The organism is uncultured Streptococcus sp., assembly GCF_963545685.1.
Taxonomy (GTDB): Bacteria; Bacillota; Bacilli; order Lactobacillales; family Streptococcaceae; genus Streptococcus.
Genome location: NZ_CAUUKN010000015.1, coordinates 11,841 through 33,828, shown reverse-complemented (window position 1 = coordinate 33,828; position 21,988 = coordinate 11,841). Strand labels below are relative to the sequence as shown.

Annotated in this window: 20 protein-coding genes, 3 tRNA genes, 1 other RNA gene and 1 pseudogene; 22 read left to right on the top strand and 3 right to left on the bottom strand. The window is 39.7% G+C overall.

The genetic code is table 11. From position 1 onward, the window contains the following. Positions 1-91: 91 nt before the first annotated feature. From RWZ99_RS04600 to RWZ99_RS04550, 11 genes and pseudogenes are all read left to right on the top strand, one after another. Positions 92-1,123 (top strand): annotated as a pseudogene (locus RWZ99_RS04600) (branched-chain amino acid aminotransferase); the annotation flags it as partial. Positions 1,124-1,241: 118 nt separating this feature from the next. Then, a complete protein-coding gene (locus tag RWZ99_RS04595) occupies positions 1,242-1,472 on the top strand; it encodes a DUF2969 domain-containing protein (RefSeq protein WP_002950172.1) in 231 nt (76 codons plus the stop codon). A 60-nt stretch (positions 1,473-1,532) separates the two neighbouring features. Then, positions 1,533-1,613 (top strand) — tRNA-Tyr (locus tag RWZ99_RS04590). A 68-nt stretch (positions 1,614-1,681) separates the two neighbouring features. Next, a tRNA-Gln gene (locus RWZ99_RS04585) sits at positions 1,682-1,753 on the top strand. 120 nt (positions 1,754-1,873) lie between these two features. Beyond that, positions 1,874-3,076 (top strand): 30S ribosomal protein S1, encoded by a 1,203-nt coding sequence (gene rpsA / locus RWZ99_RS04580; protein ID WP_201040891.1) that lies wholly within the window; start codon positions 1,874-1,876, stop codon positions 3,074-3,076. A gap of 68 nt (positions 3,077-3,144) precedes the next feature. After that, positions 3,145-3,216: transfer RNA gene (locus RWZ99_RS04575), tRNA-Arg, on the top strand. 293 nt (positions 3,217-3,509) lie between these two features. Beyond that, positions 3,510-3,859, top strand: a transfer-messenger RNA (tmRNA) gene (gene ssrA / locus RWZ99_RS04570). A gap of 43 nt (positions 3,860-3,902) precedes the next feature. Then, on the top strand, positions 3,903-4,523 hold the full coding sequence (locus RWZ99_RS04565) for a DUF3862 domain-containing protein (RefSeq protein ID WP_314676723.1): 621 nt from the start codon (positions 3,903-3,905) through the stop codon (positions 4,521-4,523). 83 nt (positions 4,524-4,606) lie between these two features. After that, positions 4,607-5,290: a VTT domain-containing protein gene (locus tag RWZ99_RS04560; RefSeq protein WP_314676722.1), complete on the top strand. Its 684-nt coding sequence runs from the start codon at positions 4,607-4,609 to the stop codon at positions 5,288-5,290. Beyond that, positions 5,268-6,503 carry an aminoacyltransferase gene (locus RWZ99_RS04555; RefSeq protein ID WP_314676720.1) on the top strand — a complete coding sequence of 412 codons (1,236 nt, stop codon included), beginning with the start codon at positions 5,268-5,270 and terminating at the stop codon, positions 6,501-6,503. Before RWZ99_RS04560 ends, RWZ99_RS04555 begins: the two co-directional genes overlap by 23 nt. 98 nt (positions 6,504-6,601) lie before the next feature. Further along, positions 6,602-7,564: a Gfo/Idh/MocA family oxidoreductase gene (locus RWZ99_RS04550; RefSeq protein WP_314676718.1), complete on the top strand. Its 963-nt coding sequence runs from the start codon at positions 6,602-6,604 to the stop codon at positions 7,562-7,564. 50 nt (positions 7,565-7,614) lie between these two features. Here RWZ99_RS04550 and RWZ99_RS04545 read toward each other — a convergent pair whose 3' ends face one another. From RWZ99_RS04545 to RWZ99_RS04535, 3 genes are all read right to left on the bottom strand, one after another. After that, positions 7,615-7,917, bottom strand: coding sequence for a DUF1827 family protein (locus tag RWZ99_RS04545; RefSeq protein WP_314676716.1), 303 nt, complete (start codon positions 7,915-7,917; stop codon positions 7,615-7,617). Positions 7,918-7,926: 9 nt separating this feature from the next. Beyond that, positions 7,927-8,385, bottom strand: a complete 459-nt coding sequence (locus RWZ99_RS04540; RefSeq protein ID WP_314676715.1) for an NUDIX hydrolase — start codon at positions 8,383-8,385, stop codon at positions 7,927-7,929. A gap of 143 nt (positions 8,386-8,528) precedes the next feature. After that, the gene (locus tag RWZ99_RS04535) at positions 8,529-10,787 is read right to left on the bottom strand and encodes an ATP-dependent Clp protease ATP-binding subunit (protein WP_314676714.1); all 2,259 of its coding nucleotides are present in this window, start codon (positions 10,785-10,787) and stop codon (positions 8,529-8,531) included. Positions 10,788-11,027: 240 nt separating this feature from the next. Here RWZ99_RS04535 and argF point away from each other — a divergent pair, with 240 nt between their 5' ends. From argF to pbp2b, 11 genes are all read left to right on the top strand, one after another. Next, complete coding sequence (argF, locus tag RWZ99_RS04530; protein WP_314676713.1) at positions 11,028-12,008, top strand: ornithine carbamoyltransferase; 981 nt, start codon at positions 11,028-11,030, stop codon at positions 12,006-12,008. Between the two features lie 68 nt (positions 12,009-12,076). Next, entirely contained in the window at positions 12,077-12,307 is a 231-nt protein-coding gene (locus tag RWZ99_RS04525; RefSeq protein WP_002885970.1) for a DUF1797 family protein, read from the top strand. A gap of 267 nt (positions 12,308-12,574) precedes the next feature. After that, complete coding sequence (locus RWZ99_RS04520) at positions 12,575-13,255, top strand: amino acid ABC transporter permease (protein ID WP_314676712.1); 681 nt, start codon at positions 12,575-12,577, stop codon at positions 13,253-13,255. Continuing rightward, positions 13,255-13,989, top strand: coding sequence for an amino acid ABC transporter ATP-binding protein (locus tag RWZ99_RS04515; protein WP_314676710.1), 735 nt, complete (start codon positions 13,255-13,257; stop codon positions 13,987-13,989). Before RWZ99_RS04520 ends, RWZ99_RS04515 begins: the two co-directional genes overlap by 1 nt. Positions 13,990-14,159: 170 nt before the next feature. Continuing rightward, positions 14,160-14,636: a ferrous iron transport protein A gene (locus tag RWZ99_RS04510; protein ID WP_314676709.1), complete on the top strand. Its 477-nt coding sequence runs from the start codon at positions 14,160-14,162 to the stop codon at positions 14,634-14,636. Then, entirely contained in the window at positions 14,633-16,771 is a 2,139-nt protein-coding gene (feoB, locus tag RWZ99_RS04505; protein WP_314676707.1) for a ferrous iron transport protein B, read from the top strand. Before RWZ99_RS04510 ends, feoB begins: the two co-directional genes overlap by 4 nt. Before the next feature lie 11 nt (positions 16,772-16,782). Beyond that, positions 16,783-16,923, top strand: coding sequence for a FeoB-associated Cys-rich membrane protein (locus RWZ99_RS04500; protein WP_314676705.1), 141 nt, complete (start codon positions 16,783-16,785; stop codon positions 16,921-16,923). Positions 16,924-17,065: 142 nt separating this feature from the next. Continuing rightward, positions 17,066-17,842 carry an alpha/beta hydrolase gene (locus RWZ99_RS04495; RefSeq protein WP_314676704.1) on the top strand — a complete coding sequence of 259 codons (777 nt, stop codon included), beginning with the start codon at positions 17,066-17,068 and terminating at the stop codon, positions 17,840-17,842. A gap of 146 nt (positions 17,843-17,988) precedes the next feature. Next, positions 17,989-18,843 (top strand): bifunctional methylenetetrahydrofolate dehydrogenase/methenyltetrahydrofolate cyclohydrolase, encoded by an 855-nt coding sequence (locus RWZ99_RS04490; protein WP_314676703.1) that lies wholly within the window; start codon positions 17,989-17,991, stop codon positions 18,841-18,843. A gap of 3 nt (positions 18,844-18,846) precedes the next feature. Next, positions 18,847-19,683 (top strand): NAD(P)H-hydrate dehydratase, encoded by an 837-nt coding sequence (locus RWZ99_RS04485; protein ID WP_314676702.1) that lies wholly within the window; start codon positions 18,847-18,849, stop codon positions 19,681-19,683. 122 nt (positions 19,684-19,805) lie between these two features. Next, complete coding sequence (gene pbp2b, locus RWZ99_RS04480) at positions 19,806-21,920, top strand: penicillin-binding protein PBP2B (protein ID WP_314676701.1); 2,115 nt, start codon at positions 19,806-19,808, stop codon at positions 21,918-21,920. The last annotated feature ends 68 nt before the right edge of the window (positions 21,921-21,988 follow it).

Below are 21,988 nucleotides of genomic sequence, written 5' to 3'. Positions count from 1 at the left end.
GTTATAAAAGAATTGTCAGAATTTTGCAACATAACCTTGAAATTTTCAATGAAAAGGACTATACTAGAAAGCACATAGTAACAGAAAAGAGGACATACACATGACAGTTGATTTAGACTGGGAAAATCTAGGATTTAATTACCGTAAACTTCCATTCCGTTATATTTCATATTACAAAGACGGTAAATGGGATGAGGGGCAATTGACTGAGGATGCAACCTTGCACATTTCAGAAGCATCTCCAGCCCTTCACTATGGTCAAGAAGCTTTTGAAGGTCTCAAAGCTTACCGAACTAAAGATGGCTCTATTCAATTGTTCCGTCCAGATGAAAATGCCAAACGTCTGCAACGTACTGCTGATCGTCTTTTGATGCCACAAGTTCCAGTGGAAAAATTTGTAGATGCTTGTAAAAAAGTAGTCCGTGCTAATGAAGAATACGTTCCACCATATGGTACTGGGGCAACACTCTATCTTCGTCCACTCTTGATTGGGGTTGGTGATATTATTGGTGTTCACCCAGCAGATGAGTATATCTTTACAATTTTTGCTATGCCAGTAGGTAACTACTTCAAAGGCGGATTGGCTCCAACAAACTTCCTTATCCAAGACGAATACGACCGTGCTGCACCACATGGTACTGGTGCTGCTAAGGTTGGTGGTAACTACGCGGCAAGTATGTTGCCAGGTAAAATTGCCCATGATCGTAATTTCTCTGATGTTATCTACCTTGACCCAGCAACCCACACTAAGATTGAAGAGGTAGGTTCAGCCAACTTCTTTGGTATCACAGCTGATAACGAATTTGTTACGCCACTCAGCCCATCTATCTTGCCATCAATCACGAAGTTTTCATTGCTTTACTTGGCCGAAAATCGTTTTGGTATGAAAGCTATTCAAGGCGATGTTAAGATTGCTGAGTTGGATAAATTCGTTGAAGCTGGTGCCTGTGGTACAGCTGCTGTTATCTCACCAATTGGTGGGGTGCAACATGGCGATGATTTCCATGTCTTCTATTCAGAAACAGAAGTCGGACCTGTAATACGTAAACTTTATGATGAGTTGACAGGTATCCAATTTGGTGACGTTGAAGCCCCAGAAGGATGGATTGTCAAAGTTGACTAATTCCAAGTAAATAAATGATTATTTTAAAGCTTGCTCTTGCAAGCTTTTTTCTTTTTCGGTAAAATTAAAAACATATACTAAGAAAGGATGGCTCGATTTAGGTATCGGGTATAGATCTATGAGTAAAAAAGACAAAAAAATTGAAATTCAAATCAAAGATGCCAAAGTCATTGTAAACAAAGCAACCATTGAAGGTTTTGAGCTTCTTGTTGGTAAGAAAGTCATCGGACAAATTGTAGAAATCGATGGAAAGTTTGCCGTTGTTGATAAAGAAAACGTAGCAGGTTTCCACAAGAAAATGGATGATGCAATAGCTGCCATTATCGAAGCCTATAATCTTAATCATTAAAATCCAAAGTAAAGGCTTGCTTTGGTCAAGAAACTGTGTTATACTATTTCTTGTTCTTATGGAGAGATAGCGAAGAGGCTAAACGCGGCGGACTGTAAATCCGCTCCTTCGGGTTCGGGGGTTCGAATCCCTCTCTCTCCATGTCTAAGAAACTGAATCGGAATATTCGATATCAAGTGCTTAGATGTTTTTTTATAGCATTTTGCTATTGGGGTATAGCCAAGCGGTAAGGCAAGGGACTTTGACTCCCTCATGCGTTGGTTCGAATCCAGCTACCCCAGTCAAAGGTATCGGGTGCATTGGCACCGTCTATGTTAATAATTGTCTTTGCGGGTACCTTGAAAAATATATTGTTATCAAGGGTCAGAATTGGCTGGCTCTTGTTGGAGGATTTTTTTAGAATGAACGAATTTGAAGAATTGCTAAACAGTGTTAGCGAAGTTAACACAGGTGACGTTGTAACAGCTGAAGTTATCTCAGTAGATAATGATCAAGCAAATGTTGTTATCGAAGGAACTGGTATCGAAGGTGTTTTGACACGTCGTGAATTGACAAACGACCGTGACGCAAACGTTGCAGACCTTGTTAAAGTTGGTGAAACACTTGAAGTGCTTGTTCTTCGTCAAGTTGTTGGTAAAGATACTGATACTGTAACTTACCTTGTCTCTAAAAAACGCTTGGAAGCTCGCAAAGCTTGGGATAAACTTGTTGGTCGTGAAGAAGAAGTTGTTACTGTTAAAGGAACACGTGCTGTTAAGGGTGGACTTTCAGTTGAATTTGAAGGACTCCGTGGATTTATTCCAGCTTCAATGATTGATACTCGTTTTGTTCGTAACACTGAACAATTCGTAGGTCAAGAATTTGACGCTAAAATTAAAGAAGTTGATCCAGCTGAAAACCGTTTCATCCTTTCACGTCGTGAAGTTGTTGAAGCAGAAGCTGCAGAAGCTCGTAAAGAAGTCTTCTCTAAACTTGAAGTTGGTTCAGTAGTAACTGGTAAAGTTGCTCGTTTGACAAGCTTCGGTGCTTTCATTGACCTTGGTGGTGTTGACGGACTTGTTCACGTGACTGAATTGTCTCACGAACGTAACGTTTCACCTAAATCAGTTGTATCTGTTGGTGATGAAGTTGAAGTTAAAGTTCTTGCTATCGACGAAGAAGCAGGACGTGTATCACTTTCACTTAAAGCAACAACACCTGGACCATGGGATGGCGTTGAACAAAAACTTGCTGCTGGTGATGTAATCGAAGGTAAAGTTAAACGTTTGACTGACTTTGGTGCTTTCGTTGAAGTATTGCCAGGAATTGATGGACTTGTTCACATCTCACAAATTTCACACAAACGTGTTGAAAATCCAAAAGATGTTCTTTCAGTAGGTCAAGACGTTACTGTTAAAGTTCTTGAAGTAAACGCTGATGCTGAACGTGTATCGCTTTCTATCAAAGCTCTTGAAGAACGTCCAGCTAACGCTGAAGGCGAAAACAACGAAAAACGTCAATCACGTCCACGTCGTCCAAAACGTCAAGAAAAACGTGACTACGAACTTCCAGAAACTCAATCTGGATTCTCAATGGCGGATCTTTTCGGAGATATCGAATTGTAAGATAATAAAGAGGCATGGAAACATGTCTTTTTTTATATTTTAGAGTATGCTATAATAGTATACTGTTAGCACCCTTAGTGTAATGGATATCACGTAAGATTCCGGTTCTTGAGATAGGGGTTCGATTCCCTTAGGGTGCAAAGAGGAAACGTTGAGAGCGTAGTTCTTTCAGCGTTTTTTACTTGTTAAATTTAGCAAGAGTGCTCTGTAAATTCAGGGAATCCTAGAAAAGATAAATGACATAGAATCTTTTTAGAGATTAGGAAGAAAGTCATTGATGAGTAATTTGTAATGATAAGCGTATTATCTATTTCTATAATTGGGTAGAAAGGTAGATGCTAATAAATCGTACATAGGCTATACTTTTGTGTAGATCTTGATAATTTTTTGCTATTTATTAGAAATTTTGTTATAATAATCAGTATCTCATATTGGGGTCGTTACGGATTCGACAGGCATTATGAGGCATATTCTGCGACTCGTGTGGCGACGTTAACGCTCAGTTAAATATAACTGCAAAAAATACTAATTCTTACGCTGTAGCAGCCTAAACACCTGCTCGCGTGACTTCTAGCAGATTGCTTATGTTTGCTTAGAGGTTTTATTGATTTATAAGCTACGTTTGACCATTGTCTAGCTGGTCGAAAAGAGATTTATAGGCTCGCATATAGAAGGCTTGAGTTATGTGTCGTCTATCTGTTAAATGAAAGACATAACCTATGGTTGTAGACGAATATGTTGGCAGATGTTTGGACGTGGGTTCGACTCCCACCGGCTCCATAAAAACTTGAGGCGTCAGCCTTTTATTTGTGTATAGGAACTTATTATGAAAAAACTTTTGTCTTTGACCGTTTTAGGTCTCTCACTTTTTACCCTAGCTGCTTGTGGAAATTCTTCGTCTAAGACTGAGACGAAAGGATCTTTGGATAATGAAGCATCAAAGATTTTAACTGTTAAGCATGGGAATGTTCGTCAGAACTTTGATAAGATTACCATGGCAAACGCTTCTCAGGAGTTTTCTGGGGGATCAAACCTTGATAGTTTGAAGGGGTGGTTTGGTGAGCCAACATCAACTAGTCAGGAGCAGGCAGGAGACGCCACGCTTGATGTCTATAATTGGCAGTTTGATAATGTTGTTGTTACAGCAAAACTCTTTAACAATAGTACCGTTGTTAAGTCAATTTCAAATTTCTCTTACGTTCGTGATCCTAAAATCACTTTGAAAATGTATGAAGATCTTAAAAATGGAACTAGCTATGATAATGCGGTCAAAACACTTGGGGCACCAGATGTTTATTCTATCGCTGTTTCTTCAGATGCGACAATGACGCAAGCACTTTGGTCATCTAATCTTGTAGCTAAGAAAGGGGAAACAGGTAGCCTTACTCTTAACTTTAAAAATGGTGCCTTGGAAAACAAGTCTCAAGCAAATTTGATTAACAAGTAATCACAGTAAAAGATGCCTTTCTAAATCAATGAAGGCACTTTTTTTGTTATAATAAAAGGAGTGATTAAAATTGTGGAGATGTAATGACCAAAAAAAGGATATTTTTTATAGGGATAGCAGGTTTAATTCTGGTATTCTTATGGCCTCTTTTAAATAACTTTATCCCCTTAATTAAGGAGTGGACCAACGCTAAGCATGATCAAGCCTTTTTAAGAGAAGTTTTTAAGCAGGCAAATTTTCAAAATGCACTTATCCTTATTAGTCTCATGATTCTGTCATCAGCTATTCCTGGAGTTTCAAGTTCTATTTTTTGTATTTTTGTTGGGCTACTCTATGGTCCTTTGCTTGCAATTCCCATGAATATTATAGGCAATACTTTTGGGAATTTGACTAGTTTTGAAATTTTAAGAAGACTTGAAAAGCCTGAGAAGTCTAAACGTATGGAGAAACTCCTAACCTATATTGAGTTCTTTAAACATCGCTTTATTGGTGTTTCGCTAGCATTCTCTATTCCTTTTATCCCATCAGCTTTGGTCAATTATGCTTGTGTTCAGATGAAATTACCCACAAGGACAAGGATTTTAGCGACACTAATTGGAGTGACGCCACTCTCCGTTATTTATGCTGTCAGTGGGGATTTATTGCTTAATAGCCGTCCAATCCGACTACCATTAGTGGCAACACTTGTCCTCTTGCTGTTTATCTCACTAGTAATTTACTGTATCCATTTTAGGAAGGAAAAAAATGAGCTTCATTCAAGTAACTAAAGAAGAATTTAATACACATGCTCAACAGGTTTCTGAGCGTTCTTTTATGCAAACTGAGGAAATGGCTAAGCTTCTTGAGAAACGTGGATTTAGCATTAGCTATGTTGCCTGGAAAGAAGGTGACCAAATAGAAGTTTCAGCGATTGTCTATAGCATGCCTATGACTGGTGGGCTTCGTATGGAGGTGAATTGTGGACCTATTCACTCAAGTGTGGCTCATCTAAGTGATTTTTACCAAGGTTTGAAGGACTATGCTAAGGCAAACGGTGCTCTTGAACTGTTAATCAAACCTTATGATACTTATCAAACCTTTGATAGTAATGGTGAACCAACAAGTGGTGAGCAGAAGCAATTGATTAGCCAATTGACTGATTTAGGTTATAGTTTTGATGGTTTGCAGACAGGCTATCCTGGTGGTGAGCCCGATTGGCACTATGTTAAAGAATTGTCTGGGATTGAAGAAAAAGATCTCATCAAATCATTCAGTAAAAAAGGGAAACCTCTTGTAAAAAAAGCCAAAACATTCGGGATTAAACTGAAAAAATTGAAACGTGATGAGTTATCTATTTTTAAAGAAATCACTTCAGCGACCTCTGATCGCCGTGACTACAGTGACAAATCCTTAGATTATTACCAAGATTTTTATGATGCTTTTGGTGATAATGCAGATTTTATGGTAGCTACCCTGAATTTTCAAGATTACTTTAATCATTTGGAGAGTGATCAGGCGAAGTTGGGAGCTAGAATTGCCAAATTGCAAGCTGATTTAGAGGCCAATCCAAAATCTGAGAAAAAACAAAACCAATTGAGAGAGCTATCAAGTCAGTTTGAGACCTTTGATGTTCGAAAGGGCGAAGCGACTGCCTTTATTGACAAGTATGGTCAGGAAGACATTGTTCTAGCTGGAAGTCTCTTCGTTTACACACCTCAAGAGGCAGTCTATCTTTTCAGTGGCTCTTATCCTGAATTTAATAAGTTTTATGCACCAGCACTCTTGCAAGAGTATGTGATGACACAGGCTATTAAACGTGGTATTGGTTTCTATAATTTCCTTGGTATCATGGGCATCTTTGATGGTTCTGATGGGGTTTTGCGATTTAAACAAAACTTTAATGGTTATATCGTTCGTAAGATGGGAACTTTCCGTTATTATCCACAACCGCTTAAATATAAAGCCATTCAAGGGGTTAAGAAACTGCTTGGACGTAACTAAGTCTCGGAGGGCTTCTATGGGAGTCCTCTTTCATTATAGTTGTGTTTATGGAATTACTCCATGTATAAAAGCGTTTAGAGAAAGAAGGAGGTAGTTTAATGAAACTGGCACTATTAGGTACAGGAATGATTGTTACAGAGGTGCTTCCTGTGTTAACGACTATTGAGAGCATTGAGCTGGAGGCAATAATGTCGACACCACGATCACTTGATAAGGCTAAAGTTTTAGCCAAGCAATATGGTCTAACTCAGGCGACAAGTGATTATGAAGCCATCTTGTCCAATCCAGATGTTGATACCATTTATGTTGGAACCCCTAATCATACCCACTATGACTATGCCAAGCAAGCACTCCTAGCTGGCAAGCATGTCATCTGTGAGAAGCCTTTCACCCTTCATTTGGAAGAGTTTGAAGAGCTGGCTAAGCTTGCCCAAGAAAAAGAGCTTCTCTTGATAGAAGCTATAACCAATCAATATCTGGAAAATTTTAACCTTATCAAGGACTCCTTATCTGAAATTGGTGATATCAAAATTGTTAACATCAATTATTCCCAATATTCGTCGCGTTACGATGCCTTTAAGCGAGGAGAGATTGCTCCTGCCTTCAATCCAGAAATGGGTGGTGGAGCGCTTAGAGATCTTAATATCTATAATATTCACCTTCTTGTTGGTCTTTTTGGAAAGCCTAATCATGTGGAATATCTACCTAATGTGGAGAGAGGAGTGGATACGTCAGGGATTCTAGTTTTGGACTATGGTAACTTTAAGGCTGTTGCCATTGGAGCAAAGGACTGTAGTGCTGACATTCGTTCAACTATTCAAGGCGATAAGGGAGCTATTACCATTTTTGGTGCAACCAACACCCTTCCTGAAATTGGTCTTACTCTTAATGGTCAAGAAGAGACTGTGACTAATCTTAATAGCCCAAATCATCGTATGTATGATGAATTTGTAGCTTTTGAAAAAATGATTACGACAATGGATTTTGAAAGTGTTGCCAAGCAGTTGGAGCATAGTCGTCAGGTTATGGAAGTCTTGGACCAAGCTTCTAAAGTTTTGTAACAGACTAAAAAAACAAGCAATGGTATTATTAGCCATTGCTTGTTTTGAATTTATACAGTTGTTGGGAATGAGATCTCAATCAATTTATCAGTATGTACTGTTCTGAGTTTGTCCATCAAAACGATATCTTTGTCAATTTTTCGTTTGAGGAAGAATTCACGGATAAGTTCCAATTCATTATCCTTAACAGCACGGTGTTTATTTGAAATCAGAAGTTCGTAATGCTTTGGTGCTTGTGTAAAGACAACGTCTGTGTTTCCAGCAGAGTATGTCTCTACGAGAAAGGCATCTGTGTTATCAAGTTGATGTTGAACTAGTTCTTGATGGGTACGGGTCGTATTAATGAGTTTCATAATTTCCTCCTAGGATTTGGCAGTTAGAGTGTTGCTTGCTTTCCATTGTTCGATTCCCCATTTATGGCTTCCACGCTTTAGCTTGGCAATTGCTTCATCAATTGGAAACCATGCTAGGTTGTTGAAATCTTCGAGGGGCTTACCAATCTCTGAAAAATCTACAACTTCATAAATGTAGGCTGGATTGTAATAGTAAGTGTCACGGTGGCTTGAATAGAAGTATTCGTCAGCTTGTCCATAGTACTGACCTAAAGTGGCCGTGAACCCAAGCTCTTCAATTAATTCGCGCTCTAATGCGCTATTGTGATTCTCGCCCGCTTCGATTTCTCCACCTGGGAGAAACCAAGCTCCATTAGGAGCCTGCACTAAAATAATTTTTGTTTTGTCTTGGTTAGGAATTACAGCATAAACACCGTAACGTGTTTGATAATGAGCTCCCTCAACCTTGTCACCAAATGTTGGATTCATGAGTTGCTCCTTAGCTTTATTTGCCTATATTATACTAAAATATTGCTCATTTTCCTATTGATTTAGGCAGAATTAGGAATAATTTTGCAAAGAGAAAATGTAAAAGTATAAAAAACCAAGTCATTTCGACTTGGTTCCTTTCCTTAGTTAGTTTCTTTTGATGTTTCAGTTTTCTGAGAAGCTTTTTCAGCTTTTTTAGCAGACTTAATGGTGATGTGCCCTTTTGAAGTCATGACTGCCTTGAGATCTTTTTCATTTGGATTTTCAAGGTAGAAGTCTGTAATGGCATCTTCAATGTAGTCTTGGATAGTACGACGTAATGGTCGAGCACCCATCTTAGGATCGTAACCAAGGTCAACCAGTTTTTCCTTAACCTTATCAGTCACACTGAGGTGGATACCGTTGTTTGCCAAGCGTTGGTTGACGCTATCAAGCATAAGGTCCACGATAGTAAGGAGATTTTCCTTGCTGAGGGCAGAGAACTCGATAATACCGTCAAAACGGTTCATGAATTCAGGGCTGAAGAAGTCTCCGAGTTGGTTGAGAACAGAATTGGTACGATTTTCACGAGCGGCTCCAAAACCTACACTAGCTTCAACTTTACCAGTACCAGCATTTGAAGTCATGATGATGATGGTATCTTTGAAACTTACAGTTCGCCCTTGACCATCAGTTAAACGACCATCGTCAAGTACCTGAAGGAACATGTGAAGCACATCTGGGTGAGCTTTTTCAACTTCATCAAGAAGAATGAGTGAATAAGGGTTACGGCGGACTTTTTCAGTTAATTGCCCAGCTTCGTCGTAACCGACATATCCTGGAGGAGCACCTACCAATTTAGCAACGGCATGTTTTTCCATGTATTCTGACATGTCGAAACGAATCATACTATCAGCTGAACCAAAGAGCTCGATAGCCAACTGTTTAGAGAGCTCAGTTTTACCGACTCCTGTAGGACCTACAAATAGGAAGCTACCAATTGGGCGGTTTGGTGCACCCAGTCCAACACGATTACGGCGGATAGCTTTGGCAATCTTATCAACTGCGGCATCTTGGCCAATAACATGCGACTTAAGGTCATCGGCGAGGTTGAGAAGTTGAGACTGTTCTTTTTCTTTTAAATCACCGACAGGAATATTGGTTTTTTGTTCGACAATGGCTTCGATATGTTTTTCTGTAATGATAGGCATATCTTGGTCTTTGATGGTTTGCTTTTGCATTTCCTTGTATTTTGCAATTTGATCACGGAAATAAGCAGCTTTTTCAAAGTCTTCGTCACGAGTAGCCTGAGCTTTAAGATTTTCTGCCTCAATCAAACGTTTATCGATATCTTTAGGATCGATAAAGTTGAGGGTTAAATTCATCTTAGACCCAGCTTCATCGAGAAGGTCGATGGCCTTATCTGGCAAGAAACGGTCCTGAATGTAGCGGTTGGATAATTCTGCCGCTGCAGTAATGGCTTCATCAGTGTATTTGACATGGTGGTAGTCTTGATATTTAGGTTGGATGCCACGCAAGATTGTGATTGTTTCCTCAACTGTTGGCTCATCTACCTTAACCGGTTGCATACGACGTTCGAGTGCAGCATCTTTCTCAATGATACGGTATTCGTTAAGTGTTGTTGCTCCAACAAGTTGAAGCTCTCCACGGGCAAGTGCAGGTTTTAAGATGTTTCCAGCATCCATATTGCCGTCCCCAGCATTACCTGCTCCTACAATTTCATGGATTTCGTCAATAAAGAGGATAACATCCTGACGTTGACGAATTTCTTCCATGAGCTTTTGCATGCGTTCTTCGAACTGGCCACGGATACCTGTCCCTTGAACTAGGCTCACAACATCAAGACGGATAACTTGCTTGCCTTGGAGTTTTTGTGGCACATTACCATCAACAATTTTTTGGGCAAGTCCTTCGACTACAGCAGTCTTACCAACACCAGGTTCACCGATGAGAACAGGATTGTTCTTAGTACGGCGGTTCAGAATTTCGATGACACGAATAATTTCTTCATCTCGACCAATGACAGGATCAATGTCTCCACGACGAGCAATATCTGTGATATTAATTCCAAATTCTTCAAGAAGGCCTTGAGGTTGTTGAGGAGCTTGTTGACGTGGTCCTCCTGGACGGCCTGGGCCACCGTTTCCTCGGTTACCTCCCTCTTGTGTTGGAGGTGTATTGGGAAGGTCTCCGTTAGAAGAACGGAAGTTGTTTAGGTCACTGAAGAAATCGTCGAAGAAGTTGGAACCTCCTGCTTGATTAAACTGGTTAAGGGGGTTCTCTGGATCAGATTTCATGATTTTATAACAATTTTGACAGAGGTCAACTTGTTGCTGATTACCATTTACGTTGGTATACAAATGGATACTAGCTTCATTAAGGTTACAGTTTTGGCAGAGCATATTAGTACCTCTTTCTATCTGAGTTGGGAAAGACCTTTATTTAAAACATCTTGGTCAAAAAAGGTCAAATCTATGACTCCATTATAGCATGCAGTAGTTATATTGCAAGCAAAAAGCATCTGTTTTTGGCACTTGGGGAACAAGAGTGCTAAAGTTGAATTTTAATACAAAACCACTTGTTAAGTATGTATAAATATAATATAATGTTTTTATATTATTCAGAATGAAAGAGAGATACCTATGACACAAACTAAATCCTTTTTGAAAGAAATCGACTTTACTAAGCAAGAACTAGAGGACTTGATTGATTTATCCATAAAATTTAAACAGTTAAAGAAAGATAGAATTCCGCATAAATATTTAGATGGCTTAAATATTGCCTTGATTTTTGAAAAAACATCAACAAGAACCCGTTCAGCCTTCACTGTGGCCGGTCAGGATCTAGGAATGAATGTAACCTATCTTGGTGCCGGAGACATTCAGTTGGGTAAGAAGGAATCGGTTGTTGATACGGCCAAGGTCCTTGGATCTATGTTTGATGGAATCGAGTACCGTGGTTTTAAACAAGAGGATGTTGAAGATTTGGCTAAGTATTCTGGTGTTCCGGTTTGGAATGGTTTGACAGATACTTGGCATCCAACTCAGATGATTGCGGATTTCATGACCTTGAAGGAGCGCTTTGGTAGTCTAGAGGGCTTAACCATCGCCTATATTGGAGATGGTCGTAACAATATGGCCAATTCTCTTTTGGTGACATCGGCTATCTTGGGCGTTAATGTTAAGATTATTGCGCCAGAAATACTACAGCCTGAGGATGATATTGTAGCCCTAGCTTATAAACATAATAATGGTGCTGACTTAACCATTACAGATGATATCTCAGAGGTTAAGGGAGTGGATATGCTCTATACAGATGTCTGGGTTTCTATGGGAGAAGAAGTGGACTTTAAATCTCGTATTGATTTGCTTTTACCTTATCAGATAAATGCAGAGCTACTTGCTAAGGTCGAAAATCCAGATGTTATCGTTATGCATTGCCTTCCAGCCTTCCATGACCTTAATACCCAAATTGGACAAGAAATGTATGAAAAATATAGTTTGGCAGAGTTAGAAATCACAGATCAAATATTCCAAAAATACAGTGATATCATCTTCCAAGAAGCTGAGAATCGTATGCATTCTATCAAGGCCATTATGTACAATTCCTTGAAAAATATTTAAAATTCCCCCATTTTTTCCGTAAGTGTGATAAAATAAGTAAGAAATACACAATTAATAGGAGAAATAACATGGAATCACATTTGGTGAGAATCATTAACCGTCTGGAAATGATGGCGGCTGATGGTGGTAATTTGAAACGTAATTTTGAACGCGAAGGAGTGGTTGTTGCTGAAGTATCATTTAGTAACGATCCTGAAAATGGTCCAGTGTTCACATTGCGTGACGTTGAAGCTCGTGAGTCATACTCATTTGATAGCATCGACTTGATTGCAATGGAAATCTACGATTTGCTTTACTAATAAATCATTTGGAGCCTTAGATAAGGCTCCAAAAATTCAAAATGCCTGAGACTCAATAGTTTCAGGCATTTTTTCAGGGTGAATGTTTCGGTTTATGCTTGTTTTAATTACAAAAAATTGGAGTCACTTCAAAAGTGTTTATAGTGTTTTTGATGCTAGGTCAATCTTTTATTTTTTATACCGAAATATCGCATTTATAAGAAAAATACTTTATTATTATACAGTCTTCTGATATAATATTGAAGAGTATTAGTAAGGAGTATCTTGATGAATTTTTCATTTCTACCGCAGTTTTGGTCTTACTTTAACTATGGTGTCTTAGTAACAATTATGATTTCAGTTTGCGTGGTCTTCTTTGGAACCATCCTTGGTGTTTTGGTATCCTTGGCCAAACGTTCTGGAATCAAACCATTGGAGTGGTTAGTAAGCTTTTATGTTTGGGTTTTCCGTGGAACACCTATGGTCGTGCAGATTATGATTGCTTTTAACCTCATCCATATGAACCTTCCAACTGTTCAGTTTGGGATTTTGAATCTTGATTTGTCACGTATCGTTCCAGGTATTATCGTCCTTTCTTTGAACAGTGGTGCTTATATTTCTGAGAGTGTGCGTGCAGGTATTGAGTCTATTCCTAAAGGTCAGATTGAAGCAGCTTACTCGCTTGGTATCCGTCCTTGGAATACCATGCGTTATGTGGTCTTGCCTCAAGCTATTAAAAATATCTTGCCTGCCTTGGGTAACGAGTTTGTCACTATTATCAAGGATAGTTCACTCTTGCAAACTATCGGGGTTATGGAATTGTGGAATGGTGCACAAACTGTTGCAACGACAACCTACTTGACTTTGACACCACTCTTGTTCGCAGCCTTCTATTATTTGATTGTAACAACGGCTATGACTGCACTTTTGAAACAAATGGAAAAACGACTTGGGGAGGGACGTAAATAATGGCAGAAACAATTATTGAGATTAAAAATCTCCACAAGTATTTTGGTAAAAACGAAGTTCTCAAAGGGATTGATTTAGATATTAAAAAAGGTGAAGTAGTAGTTATCATTGGTCCTTCAGGGTCAGGAAAATCAACCTTTCTACGTTCAATGAACTTGCTTGAAAAACCTACAAAAGGTGTTATTTCTTTTGAAGGTGTAGATATTACTGATAAGAATAACGACATTTTTAAAATGCGTGAAAAGATGGGAATGGTTTTCCAACAGTTTAACCTCTTCCCTAACATGACGGTTAAAGAAAACATCACTTTGTCACCGATTAAAACTAAGGGTGTTTCTAAAGCTGATGCTGAAGCTAAGGCTATGGAGCTTTTAGAAAAGGTTGGGTTGAAAGATAAGGCAGATGCTTATCCAACAAGTCTATCAGGTGGTCAGCAACAACGTATTGCAATCGCACGTGGTTTGGCTATGGATCCAGATGTTCTCTTGTTTGACGAACCTACATCAGCCCTTGACCCAGAAATGGTTGGTGAAGTTCTTTCAGTTATGCAAGACCTCGCTAAATCAGGGATGACAATGGCGATTGTTACCCACGAAATGGGCTTTGCCTATGAGGTAGCTGACCGTGTCATTTTTATGGATGGCGGTGTTATCGTAGAAGAAGGCGCGCCACAAGAAATTTTCGACAATACCAAGGAAGAGCGTACTAAAGATTTCTTGAGTAAGGTTTTGTAAGATATCTATTACGTATATATATCGTTTGTGAAGACTGGAAGCTTTCCAGTCTTTTTCTGTTTGTGTTCTGCTTTTCTAGAATCATTCTTGTTTAGGATAATATTGCGGAAAAGTTGGATAAATATGCTATAATGGTGCCGTATCAAAAATAATTAAGTAGGTCAAGAAAAATGCTCATATATTATGCGGCCTTAAAAACACCTTACCGAATTCTTGGCATTAACCTCCCTAAGGATAGTCTTTTGCACTTATCTAATCTAGGGCTGGCTGCCGGTGAGACTATTGAGGTGGTGACTAAGACCAAGAACAGCGCTATTATAATTGTTAAAGGGAGTCGCTTAGCCTTTGATGCTTCGATTCTAGATAAAATTGATTTGGCACCTGCAGAGGAAGACCAGGAAAAAATCCCTCTTTCTGAACTACCGGTTGGACGTTCTGCCATAGTCACGGATATCTTCTCGGCAAATGAAACCAAACGACGTCTTATGGATATGGGAATTACAAAGCGTACACGGGTTTTGTTGCGTAAAGTAGCACCTTTGGGAGACCCCCTAGAAATTAGTTTGAGAGGATATGAATTAACCTTACGCAAGTCAGAAGCGCAAATGATTAGTGTGATCATGTTGGACGAGGGAGAGGAAAAATGACAGAAATTGCATTAATAGGTAATCCTAATAGTGGTAAAACCAGTTTATTCAACCTAATAACAGGACATAATCAACGTGTTGGGAACTGGCCAGGGGTTACTGTTGAGCGAAAAAGTGGTCTGGTCAAAAAGAATAAGGATTTAGAAATCCAGGATTTGCCAGGAATTTACTCAATGTCACCCTACAGCCCTGAAGAAAAGGTGGCGCGTGATTATTTGTTAAACCAAAGGGCTGACAGCATTTTAAATGTAGTTGATGCGACAAATTTGGAGCGTAACCTTTATCTGACAACGCAGTTAATTGAGACAGGTATTCCAGTCACTCTTGCCCTCAATATGAGCGACGTTTTGGATAGTCAGGGGAAAAAAATTAATGTCGATAAATTGTCTTACCATCTAGGTGTTCCAGTAGTGGCCACCAGTGCCCTCAAACAAACTGGTGTGGATCAGGTAGTGAAAAAGGCAGCTCATACGACGACTTCTACAGTTGGTGACATCGCCTTTCCAATATACGATGATAAGTTGGAAGCTGCCATTTCGCAAATTTTAGAAGTCTTGGGAAATTCGGTGCCACAAAGGTCTGCGCGTTTTTATGCCATTAAACTCTTTGAACACGATGCCTTAGTTGAGGCTGAGCTAGACTTGTCCCCATTCCAACGAAAAGAAATCAAAGATATCATTCGTATCACTGAAGAAATTTTCACAGAAGATGCGGAGTCAATTGTCATTAACGAGCGTTATGCCTTTATCGAACGTGTTTGTCAGATGGCTCAGAGTCATACAGAAGATTTCGCTTTAACCTTGTCAGATAAAATTGATAGGATTGTCACCAATCGTATTTTGGCTTTGCCAATTTTTGCAGTAGTCATGTATTTGGTTTACTTCTTATCTATCCAGACCGTTGGAACCATGTGGACAGACTGGGCTAACGATGTGCTCTTTGGTAAGTATGTTCCTGATTTGGTAACTTCTGGTCTTGATTATCTCCAAGTTCAGGATTGGCTTAAGTCTCTGATTGTTGATGGCATTGTAGCTGGGATTGGGACGGTGCTAGGATTCCTTCCACAAATCTTTGTACTCTTTATCTGTTTGGGTATTCTTGAAGACATTGGTTATATGAGTCGTATTGCCTTTGTTATGGACCGTATTTTCCGTCGTTTTGGACTTTCTGGGAAATCCTTTATTCCCATGTTGATTTCAACGGGTTGTGGGGTTCCAGCGATTATGTCTAGTCGAACTATTGAAAATGAAAGGGATCGTCGTATTACCATTATGACGGCAACTTTCATGCCTTGTTCGGCCAAGTTGGAAATTATTGCTTTGATTGCAGGGGCCTTCTTCCCTAGTAATTCTTTTGTGGCACCAAGTACCTATTTTATTGGGATGGCTACTATCATTTTATCAGGTATCGCTCTCAAAAAGACTAGTTTTTTAGGTGGTTTGACAAGTCCTTTTATCATGGAATTACCTGCTTACCACTGGCCAAAAGTCCTATCTGTCTTGCGTTATGCTTTTGGTAAGGCCATGAGTTTTGTTAAACGTGCGGGAACAATTATTTTTAGCTTGACGGTTCTTATTTGGTTTATGTCTAACTATGACTTTACGCTACATAATGTAGATACAGAAGCTAGTATTTTGGCGACTTTAGGTCAAGGGTTGTCCTGGATCTTTGAGCCACTTGGTTTTGGAAATTGGAAGGCAACAGTTGCGGCTCTTACGGGTCTAGCAGCCAAGGAGACGGTTGTTGCCACCTTCGGAATTCTCTATCATAACAGCAGTGAGGCAGGTCTAGCTGAGGTTTTGAGAGGAGATTATTCATCACTAGCAGCCTATTCATTCTTGGTTTTTAATTTACTCTGTGCACCATGTTTCGCAGCTATTGGAGCTATTAAGCGTGAAATGGCTAATCTTAAATGGACGGTTGGAGCTATTGGTTTCCAAACAGGCCTTGCATATTGTGTGAGTTTAATTCTTTACCAGTTTGGTCAGGTCCTCCTCTACGGTAAGCAAATGACTATTTGGACTCTAGTTGCTGCTTTGCTTCTAGTAACCATGATATATTTTGTTGTTCGTAAACCTCGTCAGATTAAGGAGACAATCATTAGTCTGGACAATCTTCAAGAAGCAAAAGTTTAGGAGAAATTGGTATGTCAACTTTTATTATTGCCTTCATTATTATTGCCTTGGCAGGACTAGGCGTTCGTCACTATATCAAAGGAAAAGGTTCTTGTGGTGATTGTGAGTGTTCTTGTCCAGTTAAGGAAGAAATGCATAAAGCGAATCGTTAAATATAAAAAATGGTCTCTTAGTTGAATAAGGGATCTTTTTTACAATTGTAAGGATTGTATAAAGGTATTCTAGGAGGAAGTGTGGTAATATAGCATAGGAAAAAATTCACATTTTTTAACAAAAGAGGGAGATGTATAAGAAATGGGTTTGAACAGAGAGATTGTCCTAATTCATGGGACCTGGTGTGCTGGCAATGTTTGGGGAGATTTTGCGACAGGTCTTCGTCAGATGGGGTATACGGTGCATACACCTAGCTTTCGTTACCATGACTTACCATATCAAGACTGTTTGAATAAAGTTGGTACCGTAACTTTGCAGGATTATAGAGATGATTTACTGGCCTTGATTGAAGGTCTAGACCAGCCACCGCTTATTTTGGGACACTCTTTAGGTTGTCTGGTGGCACAAATGGTTGCTGAAAAGACAGAGGTTGCTGGTATGATTCTCATGGGACCTGCTCCGACAGCTGATATTTTTGCCTTTTATCCAACCATGCTAGCTTGTTTCGGCAAACACTTTTTACGTTGGGGTTTTTGGAAAAAAGCCATGCCACCCTATAAAAAAGAATTTTTCAAGTATTGTATGAATGAGCAAGAGGAGTCTTTGAAAGAAGAAGTCTTTGCGACACTAGTACCTGAGTCTGGTAAAGTTTACACTCAGATGGCCCTTCATTGGTTTGATAAGACAAGGGCGGCTTACGTGGACTTTAGTAACATTTCATGCCCTGTTCTTGTGATTTCTGGAACTAAGGATAAGATGACCCACCCTAATATTGCTAGAAGAACAGCTAAAAACTACCGGGATTCAGTACTTGTTTCACTAACGGGTGCAGATCACATGTATGAAAGTGGTAAATTCCAACAAAAGACCTTAAGAGTTATTGAGGGCTGGAGTCAGCAAAATGGTTTTATAGATTAATGACAAAGCATAATTAGACGAAGTTGTGACAAATTCCCAGCTTTTTGTGTCTCATTTTGGATGTCTTTTTGAAAATTTTGAAAATTAAGTCACAAAGAGGCCTCCCTATGGTATAATTGAAAAAAAGTATGTATTGGAGAACACCCATGGCGATTATAATGGATGGTAAGGCCCTAGCTGTTAAAATGCAGGATCAATTGCAAGAAAAGGTAGCACGTTTAAAAGAAAAGGAATGGATTGTGCCAGGACTAGTGGTGATCATGGTTGGAGACAACCCTGCCAGTCAAGTTTATGTGCGTAATAAGGAACGTGCTGCTAAAAAAGCAGGCTTCCATAGTAAAACGGTCAATCTTTCTGAGAGTATCAGCGAGGAAGAGTTGATTGAGGTCATTGAGCAATACAATCAGGATCCACTTTTCCATGGGATTTTGGTTCAATTGCCATTGCCAAATCATATTAATGAAATGCGTATCCTTTTGGCTATCGATCCTAAAAAGGATGTAGATGGTTTCCATCCTATGAATACTGGGAACCTCTGGAATGGACGTCCTCAAATGGTGCCTTGTACACCTGCGGGAATTATGGAAATCCTTCGTGAGTACAATGTTGAATTGGAAGGTAAGACAGCAGTTATCATTGGACGCAGTAATATTGTAGGTAAGCCAATGGCACAGCTTCTTTTGGAGAAAAATGCCACAGTTACTTTGACCCACTCACGTACGCCACATTTAGCTAAAGTTTGTAACAAGGCCGACGTTTTGATTGTGGCTATTGGCCGTGCAAAATTTGTAACAGAAGAATTTGTCAAAGAGGGTGCGGTTGTCATTGATGTGGGAATCAACCGCGACGAAGAAGGTAAACTCTGTGGCGACGTTGATTTTGATCAAGTGAAAGATAAGGTTGGCATGATCACGCCTGTCCCAGGTGGTGTAGGTCCTATGACTATTACCATGCTGATGGAACAGACCTATCAAGCTGCTCTTCGTAGTGCGAAAGGATAGCTTATGAAAGTTGATGACGATTTAGTTAGGCAAGTGATAACAAGTCGATTAAGAGAGTCTCACAAGGGCTCTTATGGTCGAGTGCTTCTGGTTGGTGGACTTTATCCTTATGGTGGTGCCATCATTATGGCTGCTATTGCTTGTGTCAATAGTGGTGCGGGCTTGGTTACAGTTGCTACAGATCGTGAAAATATCACAGCCCTTCATGCTCACCTTCCTGAAGCTATGGCCTTTGACCTAAGGGAGACTGAAAGATTTCTTGATAATCTTAGAGCAGCAGATGTTGTTTTAATCGGCTCTGGTCTAGGTGAGGAGGAGACGGCTAATCGGGCCTTGGATTTGGTGTTGGCAAATATTAGGTCAAACCAGAACTTGGTTGTTGATGGTTCTGCTCTTAACCTTTTGGCAAAGAAAAATAAGAGTAGCTTGCCAGAGTGTCACCTTGTACTCACTCCCCATCAAAAGGAATGGGAAAGACTGTCTGGTTTAACTATTTCAGAGCAGTCGATTTCCAATACTCAAAGAGCCTTAGAGGAGTTCCAAAGTGGGACAATTCTAGTTGCTAAGAGCCATAAGACAGCCGTTTATCAGGGATCAGAAGTAGCCCATTTAGAGGTCGGCGGGCCCTACCAGGCGACGGGAGGAATGGGAGATACCTTGGCTGGTATGGTTACTGGTTTCCTCGCCCAATTTGCCTCAACTGACTCTTATAAGGCGGTCATAATTGCGACCTGGCTTCACTCAGCTATTGCGGATAAACTCGCTGAAAATGCTTATGTGGTTTTGCCGACTCACATCAGCAAAGCTATTCCTAGCTGGATGAAAAAATTGTCATTATAAATCTGAAAAACATGTCTCAAATTGAGGCAAGTTTTTTTAGATTTCGACATTTTTTTAAGTTTGCTGAAGATGATTTGTGATAAAATATAAGAGAATTTTTATAAGAATATAGAGGAAAAAAAGTGACATCATTTTGGAAAAAAAATAGTCAAAAATGGAAAAATCGGCGTCAGGAGCGAAAAGAAAAACGAGGGAATAAACCTAGAAAACCAGTAAACATCTCGCGTCGTGTTTACTTGCTTTTTGGTGTCGTCTTTCTTCTTTTTTTGTTACTTTTTGCGCGTTTGACCTATATGCAGGTTTATAACAAATCTTTTTATACTAAAAAATTAGAGGATAACTCTAAGTATACGGTTAGGATTGCGAGTGAACGTGGGCAAATCTTTGATGCCAAGGGGGTTGCTCTTACTACCAACCAGAGCAAGGACGTTATCACCTTTACGCGTAGTAATCTAGTGTCATCAGATACCATGAAGAATGTTGCGGAAAGATTGGCAACTATGGTGACACTGACAGAGACTAAGGTGACAGATCGCCAGAAACGTGACTTTTATTTAGCTGATTCTGCTAACTATAAGCGTGTGGTTAATGATTTGCCTAATGACAAGAAAACAGATAAATTTGGTAATAAATTAGCAGAAGCTACTATCTACAATAATGCTGTTGACGCGGTTCCTGATGAAGCTGTTGATTACTCTGAGGACGAGCTAAAGATAGTCTACATCTATTCTCAGATGAATGCTGTTTCTAATTTCTCAACAGTCACACTGAAGACGGCGGACTTGACTCCTGATCAGATTGCGATTGTAGCGGCCAAGCAGAAGGAACTTAACGGGATTACAGTTGCCAAGGATTGGGAACGTCATACAGTTGATTCGGCCTTGTCTCCTCTTATCGGTAGGGTTTCAAGTTCAGAAGCAGGACTGCCTCAGGAGGATGCTAAGGAATATCTAAAAAAAGGATATGCCCTAAATGACCGTGTAGGTACCTCTTATTTAGAAAAAGAGTACGAGGAGAAGCTCCAAGGAAAACATACTATTCGTGAGATTACTGTGGACAAGGAAGGGGAGGTTGCTAGTGATAAAATCACTCAGAAAGGTAGCAAGGGTAACAACTTACAGTTGACCATCGACCTTGATTTCCAAAAGGGAGTTGAAGATATCCTTAGCCAACAACTTTCTTCAGAGATTTCAGAGAATAAAGCGACCTATTCTGAAGGTATGTACGCAGTGGTTATGAATGCGGATACTGGTGCTGTCCTTGCTATGGCAGGACAAAAACACGAGCAAGGGGCACAGGATTTTAAAGCTGATGCCTTAGGGACAATCACCGATGTCTTCGTTCCGGGATCTGTAGTTAAGGGAGCTACTTTAACCGCAGGTTGGCGCTCAGGTGTTATCTATGGTGACCAGGTATTGACTGATCAACCTATTAATATTGCTGGTTCGCCCTCAATTACCTCTTGGTTTACAAATCAAGGTAGTCGTGCCATTACCGCAACTCAGGCCTTAGAATATTCCTCAAATACCTATATGGTTCAGATTGCTATTAAACTTCTTGGGCAACAGTATGTCCCAGGGATGTCCTTGTCGACTGACAATATGGAAAAGGCGATGACGACGCTTCGTGATACCTATGCTGAATTTGGTATGGGGGTGTCTACGGGACTTGATTTACCAGGAGAATCAGAAGGTTACATTTCCAAGAATTATAATGTAGCTAATGTCTTGACAGAGGCCTTTGGACAATATGACTCTTATACAACTATTCAGTTGGCTCAGTATGTTGCCTCAATCGCAAATGGTGGAAAACGTGTCGCACCTCACATCGTCGGAGGCATCTATGATGCTGGTGAAAATGGTAGTCTAGGAACTCTATCTTCAACTGTAGACACACGTGTCCTTAACAACTTAACGTTAGATTCTGAGCAATTAGGAATTATCCAACAAGGATTTAATGACGTGGTCAATTCAGGTTCTAGTCTTGCAACTGGTAAAGCCATGGCAAGTTCTATTATTCCAATTAGTGGTAAAACAGGGACAGCCGAAACTTATGCAACAGATGGTTCAGGAAATTCAGTAACGACAGTTAACCTTAGTGCTGTTGCCTATGCGACTGCCAAAGATGGTACTAAGTTGGCGGTTGGGATTATGTATCCACATGCTTTAGACTCGAATAGTAAGGCCCATCAAAATGCAGTTAAAGCTATCATGGAACTTTATCAAAATACTCACTAATAATATAAAATCTCTTGTGCCTTGCATGAGAGATTTTTCTGTGATATAGTGTTTGAGTATTTGTTCTT